This window comes from Tetragenococcus solitarius NBRC 100494 (assembly GCF_001544195.1).
Classification (GTDB): domain Bacteria; phylum Bacillota; class Bacilli; order Lactobacillales; family Enterococcaceae; genus Tetragenococcus; species Tetragenococcus solitarius.
The window spans coordinates 1-23,166 of the sequence record NZ_BCPY01000039.1 but is presented as its reverse complement, the minus strand read 5'-3'; the positions used below and the strand labels follow the sequence as shown (position 1 = coordinate 23,166).

Here is a 23,166-nt window from a genome sequence, read left to right as displayed (position 1 = left end):
TATATGCTGTCGAACTTTCTTAACGAAAAACTATTTTTCTTTAATAACTTCAATTTTGTAACCATCAGGGTCTTTAATGAAGTAATAGGAAGGCGGAGTACCGGGAAGTCCCTTTAAGTCTGTCACATCAAATCCATCAGTAGCGTGTTTATCATGTAAGGCTTCAAGATCGTCAGTAGAAATCGCAATATGACCATAACCATCACCTAGTTCATAAGTACCATGATCATAATTGTAAGTTAGTTCTAACTCGTAATCATCGCCAGGCAAAGATAAGTAAACGAGAGTGAATTCTGATTCTGGAAAATCCTTCCGACTGTTTTCCACAAAGCCAAAAGCATTTTCATAAAATTCAATCGAAGCTTCTAGATCTTTCACTCGTACACAAGTGTGTGCCATTTTCATTATTTTATCATCCTTTCCATTTAGATAAACGTATTATAACATATTGTATTTTTTTATTTAAATAATAGAGAATAAAAACTTGTTTCTTTTTGTGAAATCAAGTAAAATGCAAAGAAAACCACTCACGGAGGTTAAGATGAAAGAAGCTGTTTTTGGTAAAAAAGAAGAAGGTAAAAATTATCGAGCTCGTTATGGAGCTTATATCATCATTCATCGTCAAGAGAAAAAAGAAGTGATTTTAGTACAAGCACCCAACGGCGCTTTTTTTCTGCCCGGAGGTGAGATTGAAAAAAATGAAACTCACGCACAGACGATTGCACGTGAGATGTTAGAAGAAGTCGGCTTTAAAGTAAAGATTGGAGATTACTTAGGAGAAGCCAAAGAATATTTTTACTCTAGTCATCGCGATACCTATTTTGCACATCCGGGTTATTTTTACGTTGCAGATAAATGGGAAAAAGTGGCTGAGCCCACCGAAAAGACCAATCAGCTTCATTGGGTTACACCAGATGACGCCATGCTTTTGTTAAAAAGAGGAAGTCATCGTTGGGCCTTGCAAAAATGGATGAAACAAAATTCTTAATCCTAAAAAATGAGCTCTATCATTTATGACAGAGCTCATTTTCTAAATTAATGCACCATTATGAATATGTGAAGCAAACAAACGATAGGTCTCTGCAAACAGGTCATAATCGTTTTGTAAGTTTTGATCAACCATTTCTTTAGGAAAGTAAAAGCGATGGTCACCTTGTTCTTGTCCTGCTAACGCAGCAACGAGTTGGCTCACTTTTGATAACTCTGTTAAGCTGCCGTCATTTTGTTGTAATTCGATTTGCGTACGATGTTTTTCTAGTTCTGGATGATAAAAATCATAAGGCAGATCATAACTTGAGTTAATCGCAGTATAATAATCGGGATTAAAACCGGCTTTTTCAGTGATTTTTTTCATTGTAGCAATCAGTTTATCTTGTGTCTTGGGTTCAAAACGACAAGATTTTAAGGGTTTCCGATTTAAGAAACGTTGGGAAAGGTCGTTTAAAATAGAATCATTTGCTTCAGTCCAAAGGTTAAAGGCGGTGGTTAACACACCATCGTCTAAACGCAAGTAATCTTGTAATGAAAAATTTTTTTTGAAAAAAGGTACTAATAGCTGGGCAGTATTGTAAAATAAGTTAGAATCTTCGAAAAAAAGTTCATGAGCCCGATTTAATAAATGTTCTAATACCACTTCCATCCCTCTTGAACTGGGGTGAAAGTAAACCTGAACATACATTTGATACCTTGATACAATATAATCTTCCACAGCATGCATTCCATCCATGGAAAAAACAACGCCATCCTTGCAAGGACGGATCATCCGTAAAATTCGAGTTAAATCAAAAGTACCATATTTAGTGCCTGTGTAATAAGCGTCGCGTAATAAATAATCCATTCGGTCGGCGTCAATTTGACTAGAGATCATTTGTACTACTTGTGGGTTAGGATAAGTTTTTGTTATAACACTGGCAACTTTTTCCGGAAAGTCTGCTTCTACACGATTAAGTATTTGATAAACTTCTGTCTCAGGAGAAGTGATAATTGCTACCGAGATTTCTTCATGGTTGGTGTGAAAAATCCTTTCAAAAGTATGTGAGTAAGGACCGTGGCCTACATCATGCAAAAGGGCAGCACACAAAGCGATTAGACGTTCAGAATCATCCCAACCGTCTTCTTTGAGCTTTTTATTTGAATAGTTTTGTTCAAATATATTACAAATTCTTCGCGTAATTTCATAAACACCCAAAGAGTGGGAAAAGCGACTATGTTCAGCACCATGAAAAGTAAAAGAAGAAGTCCCTAACTGTTTGATACGACGCAAACGTTGCACTTCTTTTGAATTAATTAAATCAAGAATGACCTGATGATTAATATGAATATAATTGTGTACTGGGTCGCGAAAAACTTTTTCAATTGGCAATGTTTGATATTTATAAGGTACAGACATAATCAAGCTCCTCTAATTGTTTATTTCGCTGTTGCATATTGATTATTTTTTTCTCAAACTGAGGCATTTGTCCATTTTCTTTTATCCAATTTAGAGCATCTTGTCTTGCTTTATCAATCTGTAAAGCTTGCATGAATCGTTTCTTTACTTCCTGAATGGTAAGTTGTTTGTCCAAGGCATCGGAAAGATTTATCATCGAAGATGGCCAAACATCTGGATAGCCTTTTTTACCATAATTTTCTGCTAAACTATCTCGGTAGAATTGACGAACAATTTCTCCACGTTTTTTTTGGTCGCCAAAAACACTGAGATACATCATGACAGCGATTCCTTCTTTTACACGACGCTGGGCAATTCCTGCGATTTTCTTCCCGTTTACGCTTAAGTCAAATTTTCCTGGACAATAAGAATGACTGATTTCATAAGCATTTATAGTTAATTCGGGAAAAGCTTGACGTATAAGAGCAACCATTTTTTCATAACCTTGGTCAATTGAAATTTCTTCTTTAGGAAAAATCCATGAGATATTTAATACACCTTTATCCGATAAGACCCCTAAACCGCCAGCATTACGTATGACGGGATTGTAATTGTATCGCTTAATCGTATCTATTCCCTTTTTTAAATTATCAACTCGAGCGTCCTTCATTCCTAAGATAAAGGTCTGTTCAAACTGCCAAAAGTGTAATAAGTTAGTATTGTTTTTTCCGGCAATGTCAGTTAAAACATCGGTTAAAGCAAAGGGTATCATAGCTGTATTCTTCGTAAAAACTTCTTGGTCAAATATTTTTATCTTCATTTATCTATCCTTTTCTAATAATATCTTTATTATATACCACAAGCAAAGATCAGCAAACGTTTTGAGTGCTTTTTGTTTAATAAGTGGGTATAGATCAAGTCTGAATGACTATTTATTACTGATGAAAGAGATCTTTTTCATGGGATAAATGATTTAATTGACAAAACATGAAAAATGTGAGAAATAAAAAAAGAGGGGGCTAAGGCATTAGCTGGTTTCTACTTGAGAGACTGCTACTGACATTTTGCCTTAGTTTCGATTTGTTGTAAAGGAGAGTAAAACATGGAGTCAACACGAGGTATCCCTGTATCGATTCATTTAAAAACAGAAGTGAAGCAGGAAAACGAAACAGAAGAGTTCTTGTTTGATATTACAGGGCGAGTGATCAGGATGGGAAATACACTTTACATTCGATATAAAGAAGAACAAGAAGACGGAAGCGACCCTGTACCCGTTACAATGAAAATTTTTCCAGATGGCGCAGTCCAACTTGTACGTTCAGGGGAGATACGTACACGTTTGAAATTTATTTACGGAGAAAAATTCGAGACAAGTTACCAAACTCCTTATGGCACCATTTTTTTAACAACTCATACTAAAGACTTGCATTTTACTTTAAATGATCGTCCGATGGCTGGAAAAGTCACAATTGAATATGATTTATTTGTAGCAGAACAAAGAGTGGGCAGTTACCATTTATTGCTAGAATTTTCTGCTTAATTTTCGTAAATTTTTTACATAAAAAATTGCTTTTTTTGTGACAGTTTTGTATGATGGATTTTAGATTTGAAAGGACGTGTCCTGTTTGAAAATTAATGTATTTGAAAACGTAGATAAAAGTGATCTATCGATGATTGAAGTAGCTCATGCGATTTTAGAGCAAAAGGGAGAAGTAATGGACTTTTCTGATATTGTCAATGATATTCAGGAATATTTGGGAATCCCTGATAGTCAAATTCGTGCTTCTCTGGCACAATTTTACACAGACTTAAACACAGACGGGAGTTTTATTTCATTGGGCGAAAACCGCTGGGGATTAAGGTCTTGGTATGCTATTGATTCCATCAACGAAGAAATTACTCATGGTCTTGATGACGATGAAGAAGTGACCCGTCGACGGAAGCGCAAAACAGTGAATGCTTTTAACAATGGGGATGAAGATGTCATTGACTACAATGACGACGACCCTGAAGATACTGATTTGATAGCGACTGACGAAGATGACGATCTCTTCGATGATGACGACGACGATGAAGAAATCGCTGAATATAATTCTGATTTACAAGAAATCGGTGCTGACAATGACGATGAAGAAGAACTTCCTGGTAACATTGAAGAAGACTTGACCGTGGTGGATGATGACGAAGAAGCAGACGATGACGAGGATGAAGAACAAATCTAGTCGCTTTTTAAGGTTTAAAATAAAAAGATGTTAAAGCATAGGAATATTCCTTATGCTTTAACATCTTTTTTTATCCCGAATAAAAGAGAAGTGTGGACTTCTTTGCTTTAAACATCGTTTTCATTGAAAAGGGTAACAAACTTGTTTTTGTAATCTTTTCGCAGATAGAGTATACTAAGAGTAATAAAGCTTACGCACCCTAAGGGAATCGAACCCCTGTCTCAAGAACCGGAATCTTGTGTGATATCCACTACACTAAGGGTGCCAATGAGTTAACTGCTAGTTAACTACCTTACATAGTTTAGCGAATTTTAAGAAAAAAAACAAGGGGTAATTAAAATGAAATTTGAACAACAGTTCTCACAGCAACAAGCCCAAACCCAAACTCAGAAATTAGCAATGACACAAAAACTACAACAGTCGATTCAAATTTTACAATATAATACAGAAGATTTGATCGATTTTATCGACAATAAAGCATTAGAAAATCCTTTACTAGAAGTTATACAGCCAAGCTATTCAACAAATTATTCAAAACCACGCAAGTCTTCTGGTGAAGAGATGAATTATCTTAGTCAAATTCCAGATAATTCTACTTCTTTATTTGAACACTTGCTGGATCAGATTCATCTGAATTATCGAGATACCTATTTACGTCAGCTAGTATTATATTTAGTTGAATACATCGATCTTAACGGCTTTTTACAAATTTCTTTAGAAGAGGCCGCTGAAAAAACAGGAGGTTCTGCAATTCAACTGCTAGATGCTTTGACATTGATTCAACAATTAGATCCGGCGGGGGTGGGGGCTCGTAATTTACAGGAATGTTTGATGTTACAGACTGAACGAGATGGTGCTGCACCTCATTTAGCTTATGTTGTGCTAGAAGAGATGTTTGATGAATTAGTCGATCGCAAATGGGAAAAAATTGCCAAAAAATTTGATATTTCTCTTAATGATGTGCAAGAGATATTTGACTATATTCAAAATTTAACGCCTACGCCCGGAGCTGTTTACGGTTCTACTGAGGGGTTGTTTATTATCCCTGACTTAACAGTAAAAATAGCAGAGCAAGAGATTAAAGTTTTTTCCAATCGAAAAAGTGTGCCGGAAATTAAATTCCAGCAAAATTACTTCGAACGAATGAAAAAAAGCCAAGATCCCGAAGTAATGAAGTATTTAAAAGACAAACAGCAAGATTATGAATGGCTCAAAAAGACGATACAGCAGCGTGGTGACACAATCTATCGGGTAGGTAGTGCGATTGTGGAGCGTCAAAAAGAATTTTTCTTAAATGAAAAGCGTCCTTTAAAACCTTTAACGTTAAAAGATATCTCTGAGGAATTATCTATCCATGAATCTACAGTAAGCCGAGCTGTAAACGGCAAGTATCTCGAAACCACTTTTGGTGTATTTGAACTAAAATCTTTTTTTAGTAAAAAAATAAGTTCCAACACAGGAGAGCGTTCCTCTAATGATGCGAAGCATTTATTACAACAATTAGTTGATCAAGAAGATAAAGCAAAACCATTATCTGATCAGAAACTAACTGAACTTATGAAAGAAAAAGGAGTATCTATTTCTCGTCGAACCGTTGCTAAATATCGCGATGCTTTAAATATTGCGGGTTCTTCCAAACGAAAACGATATGATTGATAAAAAAGCTATGTTTATTTACATGGCTTTTTTCGTGTTTTAGGAATTTCGAAAGACATTTATTTGCCAAATAATGGAGAAAATGATAGTATATGTGTGTAAAGAATTGAGTTTTGAAAGTGAGCTTTGATTTTTTTTACAATACTCGGGTCGTTTTAAGTCTATACTGGTCAGTAAATGTCCCACGGAGGGATTACATGCTTAGTGAATTACAATTAATTGAAGCGATCGCTCCAGATATATTATATGTATTACAAGAAAGGTATCGGATTTTACAAAGTATTTATTGGATGCAGCCAATTGGTCGAAGAAACCTTTCTGAAAGTTTGGTCTTAACAGAACGAGTATTGCGAACTGAAACAGACTTGCTAAAAAAACTCGGTTTGATTGCCACTTCCAAAAGCGGAATGCGCTTGACGGAAAAAGGCGAAGAAGTCTACGAACAATTAGGCGATACGATGGATCAGCTTTTTGGCATGCAACAAAATGAAAGACAGCTAGCTGAAAGTTTTGGTATTGCTCGTTGTATCATTGTAAGCGGCGATTGCGATCAACAAAAAAAGGTCGTAGAAGAGTTTGGTCGTTTACTTGATGAAGCCTTGCATAGTTGTTTACCTGATGGTAAAAATATCATTGCTGTAATGGGTGGGACAACGATGGCCCGCGCTGCAAAGCAGTTAACCAATTTAAAAAACGATAAACGTCAAAATTTATTTGTACCTGCTAGAGGCGGGATTGGTGAAGCAGTGGATGTACAAGCAAATGCAGTGAGTGCTGAGATGGCTACCCGCTCAAACGGCGATTATCGAGCGCTTTTTGTTCCAGAACAATTAAGTGCTGTTACTTATGATTCATTGTTAAAAGAGCCTTCAATCGTAGATGTTCTAGATTTGATCAACCAAGCAAATTGCGTAATTCACAGCATCGGGCGTGCTTTACATATGGCCGCTCGCCGTAAAATGACGGAAGAAGAAATTCTAATGTTGAAAAGAAAAAACGCAGTAGCGGAGTCTTTTGGCTATTTTTTCGATGAAGATGGCAAAGTAGTTTACAAGATCCCTAGGGTTGGTCTACAATTAAAAGATATAAGGGGTATTCCTTATATATTTGCTGTTGCTGGTGGAAAAAGCAAAGCAAAAGCAATTCGGGCGTATATGGAAAATGCCCCGAAACAAACGTGGCTCATCACTGATGAAGCTGCATCAAACGAGATTTTAAAAGGGGTAACCCTTTAAAATAAATTTTTTGGTTTTCATAAGGAGGAAATCACATTATGTCAACAAAAGTAGCTATTAATGGTTTTGGACGTATTGGACGTTTAGCATTACGTCGTATTTTAGAAGCAAGCGATGAATTAGAAGTTGTCGCAATCAATGATTTAACAGATAACGAAGACTTGGCTTATCTTTTAAAATATGATACAGCACAAGGCCGCTTCCCTTATAGTGTAGAAGTTAAAGAAGATGCGCTGGTTGTAGATGGAAAAGAAATTAAAGCATATGCAGAAAAAGATCCTAGTCAATTGCCTTGGAAAGAAAATGGCGTTGATTTGGTATTAGAATGTACTGGATTATTTACTGACGCAGCAAAAGCTCATGCTCATATTGATGCCGGTGCGAAAAAAGTATTGATTTCAGCACCAGCAAAATCAAAAGATACTAAATTAGTTGTTTATGGCGTAAACCATGAAACAATTACTGCAAAAGACGAAATTGTTTCAGCTGCTTCATGTACAACGAACTGTCTAGCACCAGTTGTTAAAGTATTGAATGATAAATTCGGTATTGACCGTGCTTTAATGACAACTGTTCACTCTTATACTTCTACTCAAAGATTACAAGATGCTCCAGGTGGACGTAAAAATCGTGCCGGCGCTGCTAACATTATTCCTGCAACAACAGGTGCTGCTAAAGCAGTAGGTAAAGTTATTCCAGAAGTTAATGGCCGTGTTGACGGTACTGCTTTGCGCGTACCAACAATTACTGGTTCAATTACAAATTTATATGGTGTATTAAACCAAAAAGTTTCAGTTGACGAAGTAAATGCTGCAATGAAAGAAGCTTCATCTGACGCATTTGCTTATACTGATGATGAAATTGTTTCTTCTGACGTTATTGGTTATGCTTCAGGTTCTATCTTTGACGCTACTCAAACAGCTGTTATGGAAGGCGAACATGGAGAACAATTAGTTAAGGCTGTTGCTTGGTATGATAACGAATATGGCTTTACTTCAAACATGGTTCGTACGTTAGAATATTTTGCAACAACTTTATAATTCCGTAGAATCAATAAATTCACTTGCTAATAATATTCATTTGAATTTAAGTAATAAAAGCGGGGAAGCGACGCGCTTCTCCGCTTTTTTTAAGAAAATGTTATTTAGGAGGCAATTCCATGGCTAAAAAAACAGTCGAAGATATTGACTTAAAAGGGAAAAAGGTGTTAGTACGGGCAGATTTTAATGTTCCGGTAAAAGATGATGCTATTAGCGATGATACTCGAATCAAAGCAGCTCTTCCTACCATTAAGTATGTCGTACAACACGGTGGCAAAGCAATTCTATTTTCTCATTTAGGCCGAGTGAAAACCGAAGAAGATAAAGAAGGAAAATCCTTAGCTCCGGTTGCTAAACGTTTAGGCGAACTTTTGGACAAAGATGTGAAATTTGTTCCTGAAACGCGCGGAAAAAAATTAGAAGATGCTATTGATGAAATGCAAGATGGAGAAATTGTTGTTTTTGAAAATACTCGTTTTGAAGATATCGACGGCAAAAAAGAAAGCAAGAACGATCCAGAACTTGGTAAATACTGGGCTTCATTAGGTGACGTATTTGTAAATGATGCTTTTGGAACTGCACATCGCTCCCACGCTTCAAATGTAGGAATCGCTTCTACAGGGATTCCAACAGTGGCTGGCTTTTTGATGGAAAAAGAAATTAAGTTTATCGGTGAAGCAGTGGATGATCCTAAGCGTCCGATGATCGCTATTTTAGGTGGCGCAAAGGTTTCTGATAAAATTGGTGTTATTGAAAACTTAATTGAAAAAGCGGACAAGATTTTAATCGGCGGCGGGATGACTTATACTTTCTATAAAGCAGAAGGTAAAAAAATAGGGAACTCATTAGTCGAAGAAGATAAAGTGGAATTAGCTAAGTCACTGATTGAAAAAGCTGGAGATAAACTTGTTTTACCCGTAGATTCTGTAACAGCAGAAGAATTTTCTAACGATGTACCGACTGAAATTTATGAAGGATATATCCCAGATGATCGAATGGGGTTAGATATCGGACCAAAAACAGTCGAATTATTCAGTAATATTTTAAAAGATGCGCAAACCGTTGTATGGAATGGACCAATGGGCGTGTTTGAAATGTCTAACTTTGCAAAAGGGACAATTGGTGTTTGTCAAGCAATTGCTGATTTGAAAAACGCTACGACAATCATTGGTGGCGGTGACTCGGCTGCAGCTGCGGAAAGCCTTGGCTTTGCTGATAAATTTACGCATATTTCAACTGGTGGCGGAGCAAGCCTTGAATTGTTGGAAGGTAGGACCTTGCCTGGGTTAGCAGCTATTAATGATAAATAAACGAAAATAGTTAAAAAAGAAATTTTAGCTTACTGACAGTTGATAAATAAAGGAGAGTTCAATATGCGCAAACCAATCATTGCAGGAAACTGGAAAATGAATTTGACTGCAAAAGAAGCAAAAGAATTTGCTGAAGCCGTAAAAAACGAAATTCCTTCAAATAACGAAGTGGATTCTGTTGTAGGGGCTCCTGCTTTGTTTTTAGAAACTTTAGTGGATGAAGCTAAGGGGACTGATTTACAAATTTCAGCACAAAATTGTTATTTTGAAAATTCAGGAGCATTTACTGGAGAAACTTCTCCATATGCTTTGGCGGATTTAGGCGTTGATTATGTGATTATCGGCCATTCTGAACGTCGCGAATATTTCCATGAAACCGATGAAGAAATCAACAAGAAAGCCAAAGCAATCTTTGATAATGGGATGACTCCTATTCTTTGCTGCGGTGAAACTCTAGAAACATACGAAGCAGGTAAAACGAGCGAATGGATCGAAGGCCAAATTAATAAAGACTTGGAAGGCTTATCTAAAGAACAAGTTGCTAAGATGGTTATTGCGTACGAACCTATTTGGGCTATTGGTACTGGCAAATCTGCTGATGCTAAAATCGCAGATGAAATTTGTGGTGTCGTTCGTCGAAAAGTTGCAGATTTATATGGCGATGATACGGCTGAAAAAGTACGTATTCAATATGGTGGTTCAGTAAAACCAGAAAATATTTCTGAATATATGGCCAAAGAAAACGTCGATGGCGCATTAGTCGGCGGCGCTAGCTTAAAAGCTGATTCATTTTTAGATTTGGTTAAAGCAGCAAAGTAAAGCGGAGTTTATAACTTATTTAAATTGTAGTATTATTAATATAATCGTAAGAGATAACTCTTAGATTAAAACCTATTCAAAGGAGAGACAATTATATGTCAATTATTACTGATGTTTATGCACGTGAAGTCTTAGACTCTCGTGGAAACCCAACGGTTGAGGTTGAAGTATTTACAGAATCTGGTGCATTCGGAAGAGGAATTGTTCCTTCTGGTGCTTCAACTGGTGAACATGAAGCTGTAGAACTACGTGATGGCGATAAAAGCCGTTATGGAGGAAAAGGTGTAACAAAAGCAGTTGATAACGTAAATAACGTTCTTGCTGATGCAGTTATTGGTTTTGATGTTCGCGATCAAACAGCTATTGATAAAGCCATGATTGCGATCGATGGTACCCCAAACAAAGGCAAATTAGGAGCTAACGCTATTCTTGGCGTATCACTTGCTGTTGCACGTGCAGCTGCTGACTACTTGGAAATTCCTTTATATCATTATTTAGGCGGCTTCAATAGCAAAGTGTTACCTACTCCTATGATGAATATTGTTAATGGAGGATCACACTCTGATGCACCTATTGCTTTCCAAGAGTTTATGATTCTGCCTGTAGGCGCAAAAACTTTCCGCGAAGCTTTACGTTGGGGCGCAGAAACTTTCCACGCTTTGAAAAGCTTGTTAAGTGAACGCGGCTTAGAAACGGCTGTCGGTGATGAAGGTGGATTTGCTCCTCGTTTTGCAGGAACTGAAGACGCAGTTGAAACCATTGTTGCTGCGATTGAAAAAGCTGGGTTAACACCAGGAAAAGATGTTTACCTTGGTTTTGACGTGGCTGCTTCAGAATTTTATGAAGACGGCGTTTACGACTATACAAAATTTGAAGGTCCTAATGGCGCAAAACGTTCTGCTGCAGAACAAGCAGATTATATTGAAGAATTAGTCAATAAATATCCGCTTCTTACAATCGAAGATGGTATGGATGAAAATGATTGGGAAGGTTGGAAATTACTTACTGACCGTCTAGGTGATAAAGTTCAATTGGTCGGAGATGACTTGTTTGTAACTAACACTGAAATCCTTCAAAAAGGAATTGATAAAGAAGTTGGTAACTCAATTCTTATTAAGGTAAACCAAATCGGTACACTTACAGAAACATTTGATGCTATCGAAATGGCAAAAGAAGCTGGTTATACAGCTGTTGTTTCGCACCGTTCTGGTGAAACAGAAGATACAACAATCTCTGATATTGCTGTAGCAACAAACGCTGGTCAAATCAAGACTGGTTCATTGTCACGTACAGACCGTATTGCAAAATACAATCAATTACTACGTATTGAAGACCAATTAGGTGAAGTTGCCCAATACAAAGGTTTACAATCTTTCTATAACTTGAAGAATAAATAAATTTTTATTTAGTAAATAAAAGGTCGCTTTTCTACGTTAAATTTAGCGTAGCAAAGCGACCTTCTTTGCTGTGAATCACTACGATTTAGCGACCCAAGGGAGCTAAGAGTAGTCCATTTGATTTTAATTCCCATTTTTCAAACATAAAGTTTCACTACTTTTGTCTGACAATTAATTATGAGACAAAAGTTTAGCTAAATAATGTCCGATAAATGGGAATAGGACATTATTTTCACGAATCTTTGTCTTGTATTGTTAAAATTAACGCTATTTCTCTTGCTTTGTTACTTCATAGGACAAAAGAATTCGTTAATAATGTCCGTATTATTGATTACAGACAAAAGTTTAGCTGAGTAATGCCCTTTAAATAAAAATAGGGCAAAAGTTTTACCAATAGATTATGCAATAGACTAGCCATCTATGAAAAATTATGCTAAAGTAGACTAGGCGATATTAGACGAAGGCGAGGGACATGGATTTGTATAATTTTATACTAAGTGCAGTGATAATACTTTCTGTCATTTTGGTGATCACAATCATGTTGCAACCAAGCAAACAAAATAGTGCAGCGAGTGCTTTTACTGGCGGTGCCGATAATCTTTTTGGGAAGCAAAAAGCAAGAGGATTTGAAGCAGTGATGAAACGATCAACCGCAGTACTAGGTACAATTTGGATGGTTTTATTATTTGTTTTAGTGTTATTATCTTCTCAATAGAAAATAGCTAACAAAGAGTTTGAGCATTGTTCTCAAACTCTTTTTTTATGATAAAATGGAAGCTAAGAGGTGTTAAACAGTGCAGATGAATTTACCTAAACCATTTTTAGAAGAACATGGAAAAAGAGCAGTCATTTTATTACATGCCTACTCAGGAAGTCCTAATGATGTTCACATGCTTTGCCGCTTTCTAGAAAAAGCTAATTACACCGTCTATGCGCCAACATTTAGCGGCCATGCGACGATGGATCCGCAAGATATTTTGGACCAAGAAGTTGATACTTGGTTTCAGGATACACAAGCTGCAATTGACCGATTAAAAAATAAAGGCTATAAACAGCTGGCTGTATTTGGCTTATCGATGGGTGGTATCATGTCAATGGGTGCTTTAACTCAAAAAGACTCGGCAATTATTGGCGGCGGCAGTTTTTGTTCTCCTATATTTCAAACTAAAACCAATGTGCCTGAAAATTTTTATCAGTATGCCGAAAAGGTGTTAAGTTATGCCGATGTGTCTAAAGAAAAATTAAAGAAAAAAATGGCAAGTATTGAAGTAGAATCAAAAAAACAATTGTATGAAATAGAGCACTTTGCAGAAAATGTCAGCAAAAGGGTAAGTACAATCAATGTGCCAGTTTTTCTGGCACAGTCTGGTAAAGACCAGATGATTGAGCCTTCGACTGTTTTTAAAACGGCGCGAGCTTTAGCACAAACAAAGTTTACTCTACAATGGTATCCAGAAAGTGGACATGTAGTGACTGTTGGACCTGAGAGGAAACAGTTTGAAAAAGACGTATTAGCTTATCTGGAAAGTTTATCCTGGAATGAGGAATGAAGATGAAAGAGACAATAAAAACAAAGGTTTTACAGTTTATGGAAAACAGTTCTAAAAAAAGTTTTTCCATGGAAGAAGTTGCAGAAAGTTTAGGTTTAGAAAAAAGCGACGATTTTAAAACTTTAGTACAAACCGTGGCAACGATGGAAAGAGAGCAACTAGTTACCTTTAACAAAAAGGGAAAAATAAAGCTTCCTACTAAGCAAATTTTAGTGGAAGGAACGTTTCGTGCGAATGAGCGTGGCTTTGGTTTTGTGACCATTGATCCAGAAGAAGATGATGTCTATATTGCAAAAGAAAATACAGGGTATGCAATGGATGGTGATTTGGTGGCAATTGATATCACGAAACCATCCGATCCTGCCGATGAATTGGGAGCTGAAGGACGTATTGTAGAAATACGCCAACGAAACGTTTCACAAGTAGTAGGGGAATTTCATTTGTTTTCGGATGAGGAAATTGCCGAGACAGATCTGTACGGTGTTGTGACACCAAAAGAGAAAAAGCTGGCTGGTTTTAAAGTATTGATTTCAGCTACAGGTGTTCGGCCAGTGGATGGTAACATCGTAATGGTAGAGATTACCCACTATCCTGAAAAAGGTTATGCGGATAGTTTAGAAGGAATTGTAAAAAATATTATTGGGCACAAAGACGAGCCTGGCATGGATATTTTATCCGTACTAGCAGCTCATCACGTGCCGACAGAATTTTCAGAAGAAGCATTAGAACAATCGAATCAGGTTCCTGATTCGATTCGTCCTAAAGACTATCCTGATCGTAAAAATCGTCAAGATCAGACAATTGTAACGATTGATAGCGAAGAAGCTAAAGATTTAGATGATGCTGTCTCTGTAAAAAAATTGGGAAATGGCCATTTCTTTTTAGCCGTGCATATTGCAGATGTTTCTTACTATGTTACAGAAAATAGTCCTTTAGATAAAGAAGCTTTGGACCGAGGAACAAGTGTTTATTTAACAGATCGTGTAGTACCTATGCTGCCTCAGCGCTTGTCTAATGGGATTTGTTCATTAAATCCTAAAGTACCGCGGCTGGCTATGAGCTGTGAAATGGAGATAGATCCACAGGGGAATGTTGTTTCTTATGATATTTTTCCAAGCATCATTCAGACTAATGAAAGAATGTCTTATACAGCGGTTAATGAAATTTTAGAAGATGAAAACCCAGAGACAACGGCTCAGTATGCGGACTTAGTCCCTATGTTTCAGGCAATGAAGGAATTGCACGAATGTTTAGAAGCAATGCGTAACAGACGTGGAGCCCTAACGTTTGAAGATAATGAAGCCCAAGTTGTTGTTGATGAAAGCGGACATCCTTTAGATATTGTTTTAAAGCAAAGAGGCATTGGTGAACGTATGATTGAGTCGTTTATGTTGTGTGCAAATGAAACAATTGCCAAGCACTATCACCAATTAAACTTGCCTTTTATTTATCGGATTCACGAAGAACCTAAAGAGGAAAAATTACAACAATTTTTTGACTTTGCGGCGACCTTAGGCATTTTAGTAAAAAATAAAAAAGGGACCATTCATCCTAAAGACTTACAAGAAGTAGTGGAGAATGCAGCCGGAAAGCCAGAAAGTATGGTGATTAACACTATGCTGTTAAGAAGCATGCAGCAAGCTCGCTACTCAGAAGAAAATGTTGGGCATTACGGACTAGCAGCGGAATATTATACGCACTTTACTTCGCCTATTCGTCGATATCCAGATTTACTGGTTCATCGTCTGATTCGTTCTTATGACAAAGATAAATCAAAAAAAGAACAAGCAAAATGGGTTAAAAAGATTCCTGACATTGCTCAACATAGTTCTGACATGGAAAGACGTGCTGTCGATTGCGAACGGGATGTGGATTCCATGAAAAAAGCAGAATATATGCAAGACCATATTGATGAAGAATTTGAAGGTGTGATTAGTTCCGTAGTTAAGTTTGGCTTTTTTGTTGAGCTACCCAATACAATTGAAGGACTAATTCATGTAAGCGAGCTACAAAATGACTATTTCCAATTTATTGAAAGTCAGCTTGCGTTAGTGGGAGAGCATACAAACCAAACATTTAAAATCGGCCAACAAGTAAAAGTACGCGTTACAAAAGCAGATCCTGATACAAGAGAAGTAGATTTTGAGTTAGTAGATGCTCAAAAAGCTGAGTTAGATACGCCAAAAAAGCAGCAAAATCGTAAACAACGCAGAAAAAAACAAAGAAACACCCCAGCACCCAAAAAAAATAAAAAAGAAAAAAAGGGGAAAAATAAAGGAAAGAAACCCTTTTATAAAACTGCTCCAAAGCGTACGAAGAAGAAAAAGTAGACAAATGTTAGGAGGACGGATTTATGCCCAAAGGTAATGGAAAGTTAGTTGCGCAAAATAGAAAAGCAAGACATGATTATACGATTCTTGAAACTGTAGAAGCAGGACTTTCTTTAAAAGGAACAGAAATAAAATCCATTCGAAATGGTAGAATTAACTTAAAAGATGGATTTGTTCGCTTTCATAATGGAGAAGCTTTTTTATTTAATGTGCATATCAGTCCTTATGATCAGGGAAACTTATTTAATCATGATCCGTTAAGAAGCCGTAAATTACTTATGCACAAAAAGCAAATCGCTAAGCTATATGAAGAATCTAAAAATAAAGGAATTACAGTTATTCCTTTAAAAGTTTATATTAAAAATGGCTATGCTAAAGTATTGGTTGGACTAGCAAAAGGGAAGAAAGAATACGACAAACGAGAAACCTTAAAACGAAGAGACCAAGAACGGGAAATTCAACGAGCACTGAAAGATTATTAAGCGATGGACTTTGGCTTGAATTAAAACAAAAATTTGATAGTATTTGGATGTGAGAGATCTTTGCAAACTGTAAAAGAGTAATGCTTTTTATCATTAATAAATCTTTGGCATTTCAAGTTTTCAATTTGTTTTTTCAATGACTTATTTTCCGGGATTTTAATGAAAATGTTTTGAAATTTTCCTTTTATGGTGGTATGATACCGAATGTTGAATAAATCAGGGTCGTTTGTTTTTACCCGTGGTTTTGAGATTCTATGGGAAAGAAGGTGAGAGCTTTTGGATGAACGTTCACTCTTGTTTCATATTGGGCCTGTTTGGTTTGACGGTACGATTATTTTAATGACTTTACTTACATGTGTGATTATTTTTGCTGTCGTTTTTATTTGTACAAGAAATTTGCAAATGAAACCGCAAGGTAAACAAAATTTTATTGAATGGGTTATCGATTTTGTGCGTGGAGTTGTTTCTTCGCAATTACCTAAAAAAGAAGTATCTAATTACGATTTCTATGCTTTTTCTTTATTCTTGTTTATTTTTGTGGCAAATGAAATTGGTCTTGTAACAAAAATCGTCATCCATGATGATTTAACCTTATGGAAAAGCCCAACAGCAGACCCTGTTGTGACCTTGGGATTAGCGTTTATGGTCATTTTGTTAACTCATTTCTTTGGAGTAAAGAAAATGGGAACAAAAGAATATTTAGTCAATAGCTATTTACGTCCAGTAGGTTTTGTTTTACCGATAAAACTACTAGAAGAGTTCACCAACGTAATTACTTTAGGTTTGCGTTTATATGGAAATATTTTTGCAGGCGAAGTACTTTTAGGTTTACTTGTTTCCATGGTGAATAGTCTTGGCTGGTTATCGCTACCGTTAGCACTGCCACTTGAGACGATTTGGATTGGTTTTTCTTTATTTATCGGAGCAATTCAAGCTTACGTTTTTGTCGTTTTAGCTATGGTTTTCTTAGATAATAAGATTGAAGAAGAATAAGTAACAATACATTAGGAGGAAAATATTATGTCATTTATTGGAGCAGGATTAGCAATTATCGGAGCGGCTATTGGTGCTGGCTATGGGAACTCAAAGGTTGTTTCAAAAGCATTGGAATCGATGGCTCGTCAACCTGAAATGGCTGGACAATTACGTTCTACCATGATTTTAGGGGTAGCATTTATTGAAGCTGTGCCAATTTTAGGGATCGTTATTGCCTTACTTATGGTCTTAGGATAATAGTAAAAAAGCGGAGGTGATCGTCTCTTACGTCCTTCTGCTTTTTTTGTCATAAAGGCCTTTAATTACAAAATATGTTATAAAGGAGTTATCAGCTATGCTAAATCAATTGGTTTTGTCAGTGGCAGATGTGCAAAATACCACGATTTCAAGTATTGTTGTGGTTACCGGCTCATTTGTTATATTATTGGCGCTTTTGAAAAAATTTGCGTGGAATGCAATTGCTGACATGATGAATAAACGTGAAAAAAAGATCGCCAATGATTTAGATTCAGCAGAACAATCACGCACTAAGGCTCAAGAATTAGAAAAAAGTCGACAAGAAGAATTGTCAGCTTCTAGATCTGAAGCTTCTGATATTGTCAAAAATGCTAAAAGCTCTGGAGAATCAATCCGCCAACAAATAATCAATGATGCGCAAGAAGAAGTAACACAAATGAAAGAACACGCTCAAGAAGATATCTCAAATGAACGCCAGACAGCTTGGGCTTCTATAAAGGGCGATGTGGGAGATCTTTCTGTTCAAATTGCAGAAAAGATTATCCAACAAGAACTTTCAAAAGAAGCGCATGAAGCACTAATTAATCAATATATTGAAAGCATAGGTTCAGAAGATGAAACTAGATAAAGACACGGTAGCTAAACGTTACGGTAAAGCCTTATATGAGTTGGCGGTAGAAAAGGGTCAAACCGAAGATGTTTATAAAAAGCTGCTAGCGTTACGTGAAGTTTTTCAATCTGTTCCTGACTTAGGAAATATATTGAGTGATAGTCGTTTAGATTTACACGAAAAAAGAGATATTATGGACAAGTTAGTAAGCAATTTTGATGGGATTGTTTATAATGCTTTAGAAGTTATTTTTCGATATGGACGTATGTATGATTTAATGCTGATTATTGATGAGTATGAAAAAAGATATGACGATGATCAAGGTCTGCTTTTAGGAACAGTCACTACAGCTGTTTCTTTAAAAGAAGAACAAAAAAACAAATTAGCAGCGAAGATTGCTCAAATGTTTGACTATAAAACTGCAAATTTGCAAGAAATTGTCGATCCTTCCATTGTAGGAGGAGTTCTTGTTGAAACAAATGGTCGAGTCATTGATGGCAGTATTAAGACTCAGATTGAAAATTTGCGAAAACAATTGAGCAAATAAAAAATAGAGGTGAAGCAAATGGCCATTAAAGCAGAAGAAATCAGTGCTTTACTTAAAGAACAAATCGAAAATTATCAGGACAAGTTAACTGTAGAAGAAACAGGTACAGTGACTTATATTGGTGATGGGATTGCTCGAGCACATGGTTTAGAAAATGCGATGAGCGGAGAGCTACTTGAATTTGCCAATGGCTCTTACGGAATGGCGCAAAATTTAGAATCTAATGATGTCGGGATTATTATTTTGGGAGATTTCGACGATATTCGCGAAGGCGATAAAGTAAAACGGACGGGACGTATTATGGAAATTCCTGTTGGAGATGCGATGATTGGACGTGTGGTTAATCCATTGGGTCAAGCCATCGATGGACAAGGGGAAATTAAAACGGATAAAACAAGGCCCGTTGAAGGTCCTGCACCAGGTGTAATGGATCGTCAATCCGTTTCACAGCCCTTACAAACTGGCTTAAAAGCCGTTGATGCGTTAGTTCCAATTGGTCGAGGACAACGTGAATTAGTAATTGGGGACAGAAAAACCGGGAAAACAACGATTGCGATTGATACAATTCTTAATCAAAAGGACCAAGATGTGATTTGTATTTATGTTGCAATTGGACAAAAGGACTCAACGGTTCGCGCACAAACAGAAACGTTAAGACAATATGGAGCCTTGGACTATACAGTTGTTATGGCAGCAGGGGCTTCGCAACCAGCACCGTTATTATATCTTGCACCTTATGCTGGAATAGCCATAGGTGAGGAGTTTATGTATAATGGAAAAGATGTGCTTGTAGTCTTTGATGACTTGTCAAAACAGGCCGCTGCTTACCGCGAACTTTCCTTACTACTACGTCGTCCACCTGGTCGTGAAGCTTACCCAGGCGATGTCTTTTACTTGCATTCACGCTTATTAGAACGTGCTGCTAAATTAAGTGATGACTTAGGAGGCGGTTCTTTAACAGCCTTACCATTTGTTGAAACACAGGCGGGAGATATTTCAGCTTATATTCCAACAAATGTCATTTCTATTACTGATGGACAGATCTTCTTGGAAAGTGATTTATTCTATTCTGGTGTTCGTCCATCCATTGATGCCGGTCTTTCGGTTTCACGTGTAGGGGGTTCTGCACAAACAAAAGCAATGAAAAAAGTTTCTGGGACTTTGCGTGTGGACTTAGCAAGTTATCGCGAATTAGAAGCATTTACTCAATTTGGTTCTGACTTAGACCAAGCAACTCAAGCAAAATTAAATCGGGGTCGTCGTACGGTTGAAATCCTAAAACAAGGATTACATGAACCCTTGCCAATGGCAAAACAAGTATTGATATTATATGCATTGACTCAAGGTTTACTTGATGAAATACCTGTAGATCAGCTTTTGAGATTTGAACATGAATTATTTGATTACTTTGACGCTAATCATCCAGAAGTTCTCAATGAAATCAACCAGACGGAAGATCTTCCTGACAAAGAAAAAATGGAGAGTCCTATCAAAGAATTTAGACAAACATTTTTGGATGAAATACAAAATGGTTCTTTAAGAGATAGTGTACAATCATTGTAATAAGCAAAAGAGGTGAAGATCTATGGCTGAATCTTTAAATGAAATAAGAGATAGAATTGCTTCTACAAAAAAGACAGGGCAGATAACAAAGGCGATGCAGATGGTCTCAGCTTCTAAGTTGACAAAATCAGAAGCGCACTCTAGCCAATTTCAAATTTATGCGAATAAAGTTCGTGAATTGGTCACGCATATTGTTGCAGGACAATTGGCGGACGTGAATTCTGCTGCTGAATTAAGTCAATTAAATCCGATGCTTATCAGTCGGCCGGTGAAAAGAACAGCTTATATTGTTATTACCGCTGACGGAGGGCTAGTAGGAAACTATAATAGTTCTATCTTGAAACAAATGATGACGATGTTACAAGAAGACCATGATTCTTCAGATGAGTATGTAATGATTACTATCGGCGGAACGGGTGCAGATTTTTTCAAATCAAGGGGGATTGATATTGCTTATGAATTACGCAATTTATCAGATCAACCAAGCTTTGAAGAAGTGAGAAAGATCGTTAATTTAACGACTTCAATGTACCAAAATGAAGTTTTTGATGAATTATATGTTTGTTATAATCATCATGTAAATTCTTTAACAAGTCAATTTCGAGCAGAAAAAATGTTGCCTATTTCGGATTTAGATCCCTCAGAAGCTACAGAATATAAACAAGAATATATATTCGAGCCCTCAGAAGAACAAATATTAGAGCAATTATTGCCGCAATATGCTGAAAGCTTAATTTATGGTGCGATTGTTGACGCGAAAACAGCAGAACATGCGGCAGGAATGACAGCAATGCAGACAGCTTCAGACAATGCGAACAATATTATTAACGATTTGACGACTTCATACAATCGTGCTCGTCAAGGGGCTATTACCCAAGAAATTACAGAAATTGTTGGCGGTGCAGCTGCCTTAGAATAATTTCATGAACGAATGGAGGAAGAAAAATGAGTTCAGGCAAGATTGTTCAAGTCATTGGCCCGGTAGTTGACGTAGAGTTCTCGTTAGATGATACTTTACCAGATATTAATAATGCATTAGTAGTATATAAAAAGGACGAGGACAAGACACGCGTTGTCTTAGAAGCCACCTTGGAACTTGGAGATGGCATGATTCGTGCAATCTCTATGGGATCGACTGATGGCTTGCAACGGGGAATGGAAGTTGTGGACACACAAGCACCTATTTCTGTTCCAGTAGGAAATGAAACCTTAGGACGTGTTTTTAATGTCTTAGGAGAAACGATTGATAAACAGGCACCGTTTCCTGAAGATGCCAAAAAAAGTGGTATTCATAAAAAAGCACCCGCTTTTGATGAATTAAGTACCAGTTCTGAAATATTGGAAACCGGGATTAAAGTAATCGATTTGCTAGCTCCTTATTTACGAGGTGGTAAAGTTGGATTATTTGGCGGTGCTGGCGTGGGTAAAACGGTATTAATTCAAGAATTAATTCATAACGTTGCCCAAGAACATGGGGGAATTTCTGTTTTTACGGGTGTCGGAGAGCGTACTCGTGAAGGAAATGACCTATATTATGAAATGCAGGATTCAGGCGTTATTGAAAAAACGGCTATGGTATTTGGACAAATGAACGAACCCCCTGGTGCACGTATGCGTGTAGCGTTAACTGGTTTGACACTTGCTGAGTACTTCCGTGATGTACAAGGTCAAGACGTATTATTATTTATAGATAATATTTTCCGCTTTACTCAAGCAGGAACAGAAGTATCTGCTTTATTAGGACGGATGCCGTCTGCCGTTGGTTACCAACCAACTCTAGCAACGGAAATGGGACAGTTGCAAGAACGAATCACATCGACAGATAAAGGATCAATTACCTCTATCCAAGCTATTTATGTGCCAGCAGATGACTACAGTGACCCTGCACCAGCAACCGCTTTTGCCCACTTAGATGCTACGACAAACTTAGATCGTAAATTGACTGAACAAGGGATTTATCCAGCGGTGGATCCTTTAGCTTCTACTTCAAGCGCCTTAGCTCCTGAAATTGTAGGACAAGAACATTATGATGTAGCCACACAAGTACAACGTACAATGCAACGCTACCATGAATTGCAAGATATTATTGCTATTTTAGGGATGGACGAATTGTCTGATGATGAAAAAACATTAGTTTCTCGTGCACGTAAAATTCAAAATTTCTTGTCACAAAACTTCAATGTAGCTGAACAATTTACCGGACAACCGGGTTCTTATGTTCCCGTAAAAGAAACGGTAAAAGGATTCAAAGAAATTTTGAATGGCGATCATGATGACTTACCTGAAGAAGCTTTCAGAAGTGTGGGTAGAATTGAAGAAGCCGTTGAAAAAGCGAAAAAATTAGGTAACTAGAAAGAGGTGCCTTATGGAGCAATATTTAACGGTCAATGTGGTAACGCCTAATGGTTTGGTTTATGATCACCATGCAGTTATTGTGGTTGCTAAAACGAACAACGGGGAGTTAGGGATTTTAGCCAATCACGCACCGATTATCGCACCTTTAGACATTGATGAAATACGCATTAAGCGAACCGATTCAGACGAACATGTCGATTGGGTAGCCATCAACGGCGGCGTCATTGAAGTTCGCGATAATATTGTTACCATCATTGCCGATAGTGCAGAAAGAGCACGTGACATTGATATAACACGTGCCCAAAGAGCCAAACAAAGAGCGGAAGAAACCATTGAAAAAGCAAAAGAAAAATCTGACGTTGACGAACTGCGACGGGCGGAAGTGGCACTGCACCGTGCTCTTAACCGAATCAATGTTTCAAAACACAGATAAAAAAGAGCAGTCAGGT

The 23,166-nt window shown here is 37.1% G+C and carries 24 protein-coding genes and 1 tRNA gene; 21 read left to right on the top strand and 4 right to left on the bottom strand.

Annotation, left to right across the window (positions count from 1 at the left end; translation table 11 throughout):
* Nucleotides 1-30: 30 nt before the first annotated feature.
* Nucleotides 31-405: a lactoylglutathione lyase gene (gene gloA / locus TS1_RS10150; protein WP_068710395.1), complete on the bottom strand. Its 375-nt coding sequence runs from the start codon at nucleotides 403-405 to the stop codon at nucleotides 31-33.
* Nucleotides 406-541: 136 nt separating this feature from the next.
* On the opposite strand from gloA, the gene TS1_RS10145 reads away from it, so the two are divergent.
* Nucleotides 542-988, top strand: coding sequence for an NUDIX hydrolase (locus tag TS1_RS10145; RefSeq protein WP_068710393.1), 447 nt, complete (start codon nucleotides 542-544; stop codon nucleotides 986-988).
* A gap of 42 nt (nucleotides 989-1,030) precedes the next feature.
* On the opposite strand, the gene TS1_RS10140 is transcribed toward TS1_RS10145, so the two are convergent.
* Both TS1_RS10140 and TS1_RS10135 read right to left on the bottom strand, forming a co-directional pair.
* Entirely contained in the window at nucleotides 1,031-2,389 is a 1,359-nt protein-coding gene (locus TS1_RS10140) for an HD domain-containing protein (protein ID WP_068710391.1), read from the bottom strand.
* Nucleotides 2,373-3,188, bottom strand: a complete 816-nt coding sequence (locus TS1_RS10135; protein ID WP_068710389.1) for a lipoate--protein ligase family protein — start codon at nucleotides 3,186-3,188, stop codon at nucleotides 2,373-2,375. Before TS1_RS10135 ends, TS1_RS10140 begins: the two co-directional genes overlap by 17 nt.
* A gap of 282 nt (nucleotides 3,189-3,470) precedes the next feature.
* Between TS1_RS10135 and TS1_RS10130 the strand changes: the two genes are divergently transcribed.
* Both TS1_RS10130 and rpoE read left to right on the top strand, forming a co-directional pair.
* Nucleotides 3,471-3,908 (top strand): DUF1934 domain-containing protein, encoded by a 438-nt coding sequence (locus TS1_RS10130; protein WP_068710387.1) that lies wholly within the window; start codon nucleotides 3,471-3,473, stop codon nucleotides 3,906-3,908.
* An 85-nt stretch (nucleotides 3,909-3,993) separates the two neighbouring features.
* Nucleotides 3,994-4,590, top strand: a complete 597-nt coding sequence (rpoE, locus tag TS1_RS10125; RefSeq protein WP_068710385.1) for a DNA-directed RNA polymerase subunit delta — start codon at nucleotides 3,994-3,996, stop codon at nucleotides 4,588-4,590.
* Between the two features lie 193 nt (nucleotides 4,591-4,783).
* On the opposite strand, the gene TS1_RS10120 is transcribed toward rpoE, so the two are convergent.
* Nucleotides 4,784-4,855: transfer RNA gene (locus tag TS1_RS10120), tRNA-Arg, on the bottom strand.
* A 74-nt stretch (nucleotides 4,856-4,929) separates the two neighbouring features.
* Here TS1_RS10120 and rpoN point away from each other — a divergent pair.
* The 18 genes from rpoN to TS1_RS10030 all read left to right on the top strand — a co-directional run bounded on the left by rpoN (nucleotide 4,930) and on the right by TS1_RS10030 (nucleotide 23,150).
* Nucleotides 4,930-6,246, top strand: a complete 1,317-nt coding sequence (rpoN, locus tag TS1_RS10115; RefSeq protein WP_068710383.1) for an RNA polymerase factor sigma-54 — start codon at nucleotides 4,930-4,932, stop codon at nucleotides 6,244-6,246.
* Between the two features lie 197 nt (nucleotides 6,247-6,443).
* The gene (locus TS1_RS10110) at nucleotides 6,444-7,481 is read left to right on the top strand and encodes a sugar-binding transcriptional regulator (protein WP_068710381.1); all 1,038 of its coding nucleotides are present in this window, start codon (nucleotides 6,444-6,446) and stop codon (nucleotides 7,479-7,481) included.
* Nucleotides 7,482-7,519: 38 nt separating this feature from the next.
* Nucleotides 7,520-8,521 (top strand): type I glyceraldehyde-3-phosphate dehydrogenase, encoded by a 1,002-nt coding sequence (gene gap / locus TS1_RS10105; protein ID WP_068710379.1) that lies wholly within the window; start codon nucleotides 7,520-7,522, stop codon nucleotides 8,519-8,521.
* Nucleotides 8,522-8,640: 119 nt separating this feature from the next.
* Nucleotides 8,641-9,831, top strand: coding sequence for a phosphoglycerate kinase (locus TS1_RS10100; protein ID WP_068710377.1), 1,191 nt, complete (start codon nucleotides 8,641-8,643; stop codon nucleotides 9,829-9,831).
* Nucleotides 9,832-9,894: 63 nt separating this feature from the next.
* Nucleotides 9,895-10,650 (top strand): triose-phosphate isomerase, encoded by a 756-nt coding sequence (tpiA, locus tag TS1_RS10095; protein ID WP_068710375.1) that lies wholly within the window; start codon nucleotides 9,895-9,897, stop codon nucleotides 10,648-10,650.
* A 95-nt stretch (nucleotides 10,651-10,745) separates the two neighbouring features.
* Nucleotides 10,746-12,047 (top strand): phosphopyruvate hydratase, encoded by a 1,302-nt coding sequence (gene eno / locus TS1_RS10090; protein WP_068710373.1) that lies wholly within the window; start codon nucleotides 10,746-10,748, stop codon nucleotides 12,045-12,047.
* A gap of 478 nt (nucleotides 12,048-12,525) precedes the next feature.
* Complete coding sequence (gene secG / locus TS1_RS10085; protein WP_068710397.1) at nucleotides 12,526-12,762, top strand: preprotein translocase subunit SecG; 237 nt, start codon at nucleotides 12,526-12,528, stop codon at nucleotides 12,760-12,762.
* 85 nt (nucleotides 12,763-12,847) lie between these two features.
* Nucleotides 12,848-13,597, top strand: a complete 750-nt coding sequence (locus tag TS1_RS10080; protein ID WP_174519340.1) for an alpha/beta hydrolase — start codon at nucleotides 12,848-12,850, stop codon at nucleotides 13,595-13,597.
* Nucleotides 13,598-13,599: 2 nt separating this feature from the next.
* A complete protein-coding gene (gene rnr, locus TS1_RS10075; RefSeq protein WP_068710369.1) occupies nucleotides 13,600-15,927 on the top strand; it encodes a ribonuclease R in 2,328 nt (775 codons plus the stop codon).
* Between the two features lie 23 nt (nucleotides 15,928-15,950).
* Entirely contained in the window at nucleotides 15,951-16,409 is a 459-nt protein-coding gene (gene smpB / locus TS1_RS10070; protein ID WP_068710367.1) for an SsrA-binding protein SmpB, read from the top strand.
* Between the two features lie 276 nt (nucleotides 16,410-16,685).
* Entirely contained in the window at nucleotides 16,686-17,402 is a 717-nt protein-coding gene (gene atpB, locus TS1_RS10065) for a F0F1 ATP synthase subunit A (RefSeq protein WP_068710366.1), read from the top strand.
* A gap of 27 nt (nucleotides 17,403-17,429) precedes the next feature.
* Nucleotides 17,430-17,642 (top strand): ATP synthase F0 subunit C, encoded by a 213-nt coding sequence (atpE, locus tag TS1_RS10060; protein ID WP_068710364.1) that lies wholly within the window; start codon nucleotides 17,430-17,432, stop codon nucleotides 17,640-17,642.
* Between the two features lie 97 nt (nucleotides 17,643-17,739).
* Nucleotides 17,740-18,270: a F0F1 ATP synthase subunit B gene (gene atpF / locus TS1_RS10055; RefSeq protein ID WP_068710362.1), complete on the top strand. Its 531-nt coding sequence runs from the start codon at nucleotides 17,740-17,742 to the stop codon at nucleotides 18,268-18,270.
* A complete protein-coding gene (gene atpH / locus TS1_RS10050; protein ID WP_068710360.1) occupies nucleotides 18,257-18,799 on the top strand; it encodes an ATP synthase F1 subunit delta in 543 nt (180 codons plus the stop codon). The genes atpF and atpH overlap by 14 nt, the downstream gene beginning before the upstream one ends.
* 18 nt (nucleotides 18,800-18,817) lie before the next feature.
* Nucleotides 18,818-20,362 carry a F0F1 ATP synthase subunit alpha gene (gene atpA, locus TS1_RS10045; protein ID WP_068710358.1) on the top strand — a complete coding sequence of 515 codons (1,545 nt, stop codon included), beginning with the start codon at nucleotides 18,818-18,820 and terminating at the stop codon, nucleotides 20,360-20,362.
* A gap of 22 nt (nucleotides 20,363-20,384) precedes the next feature.
* Complete coding sequence (locus TS1_RS10040; RefSeq protein ID WP_068710356.1) at nucleotides 20,385-21,281, top strand: F0F1 ATP synthase subunit gamma; 897 nt, start codon at nucleotides 20,385-20,387, stop codon at nucleotides 21,279-21,281.
* 26 nt (nucleotides 21,282-21,307) lie between these two features.
* Nucleotides 21,308-22,714 (top strand): F0F1 ATP synthase subunit beta, encoded by a 1,407-nt coding sequence (gene atpD / locus TS1_RS10035; RefSeq protein ID WP_068710354.1) that lies wholly within the window; start codon nucleotides 21,308-21,310, stop codon nucleotides 22,712-22,714.
* 13 nt (nucleotides 22,715-22,727) lie between these two features.
* Nucleotides 22,728-23,150, top strand: coding sequence for a F0F1 ATP synthase subunit epsilon (locus tag TS1_RS10030; RefSeq protein ID WP_068710352.1), 423 nt, complete (start codon nucleotides 22,728-22,730; stop codon nucleotides 23,148-23,150).
* The last annotated feature ends 16 nt before the right edge of the window (nucleotides 23,151-23,166 follow it).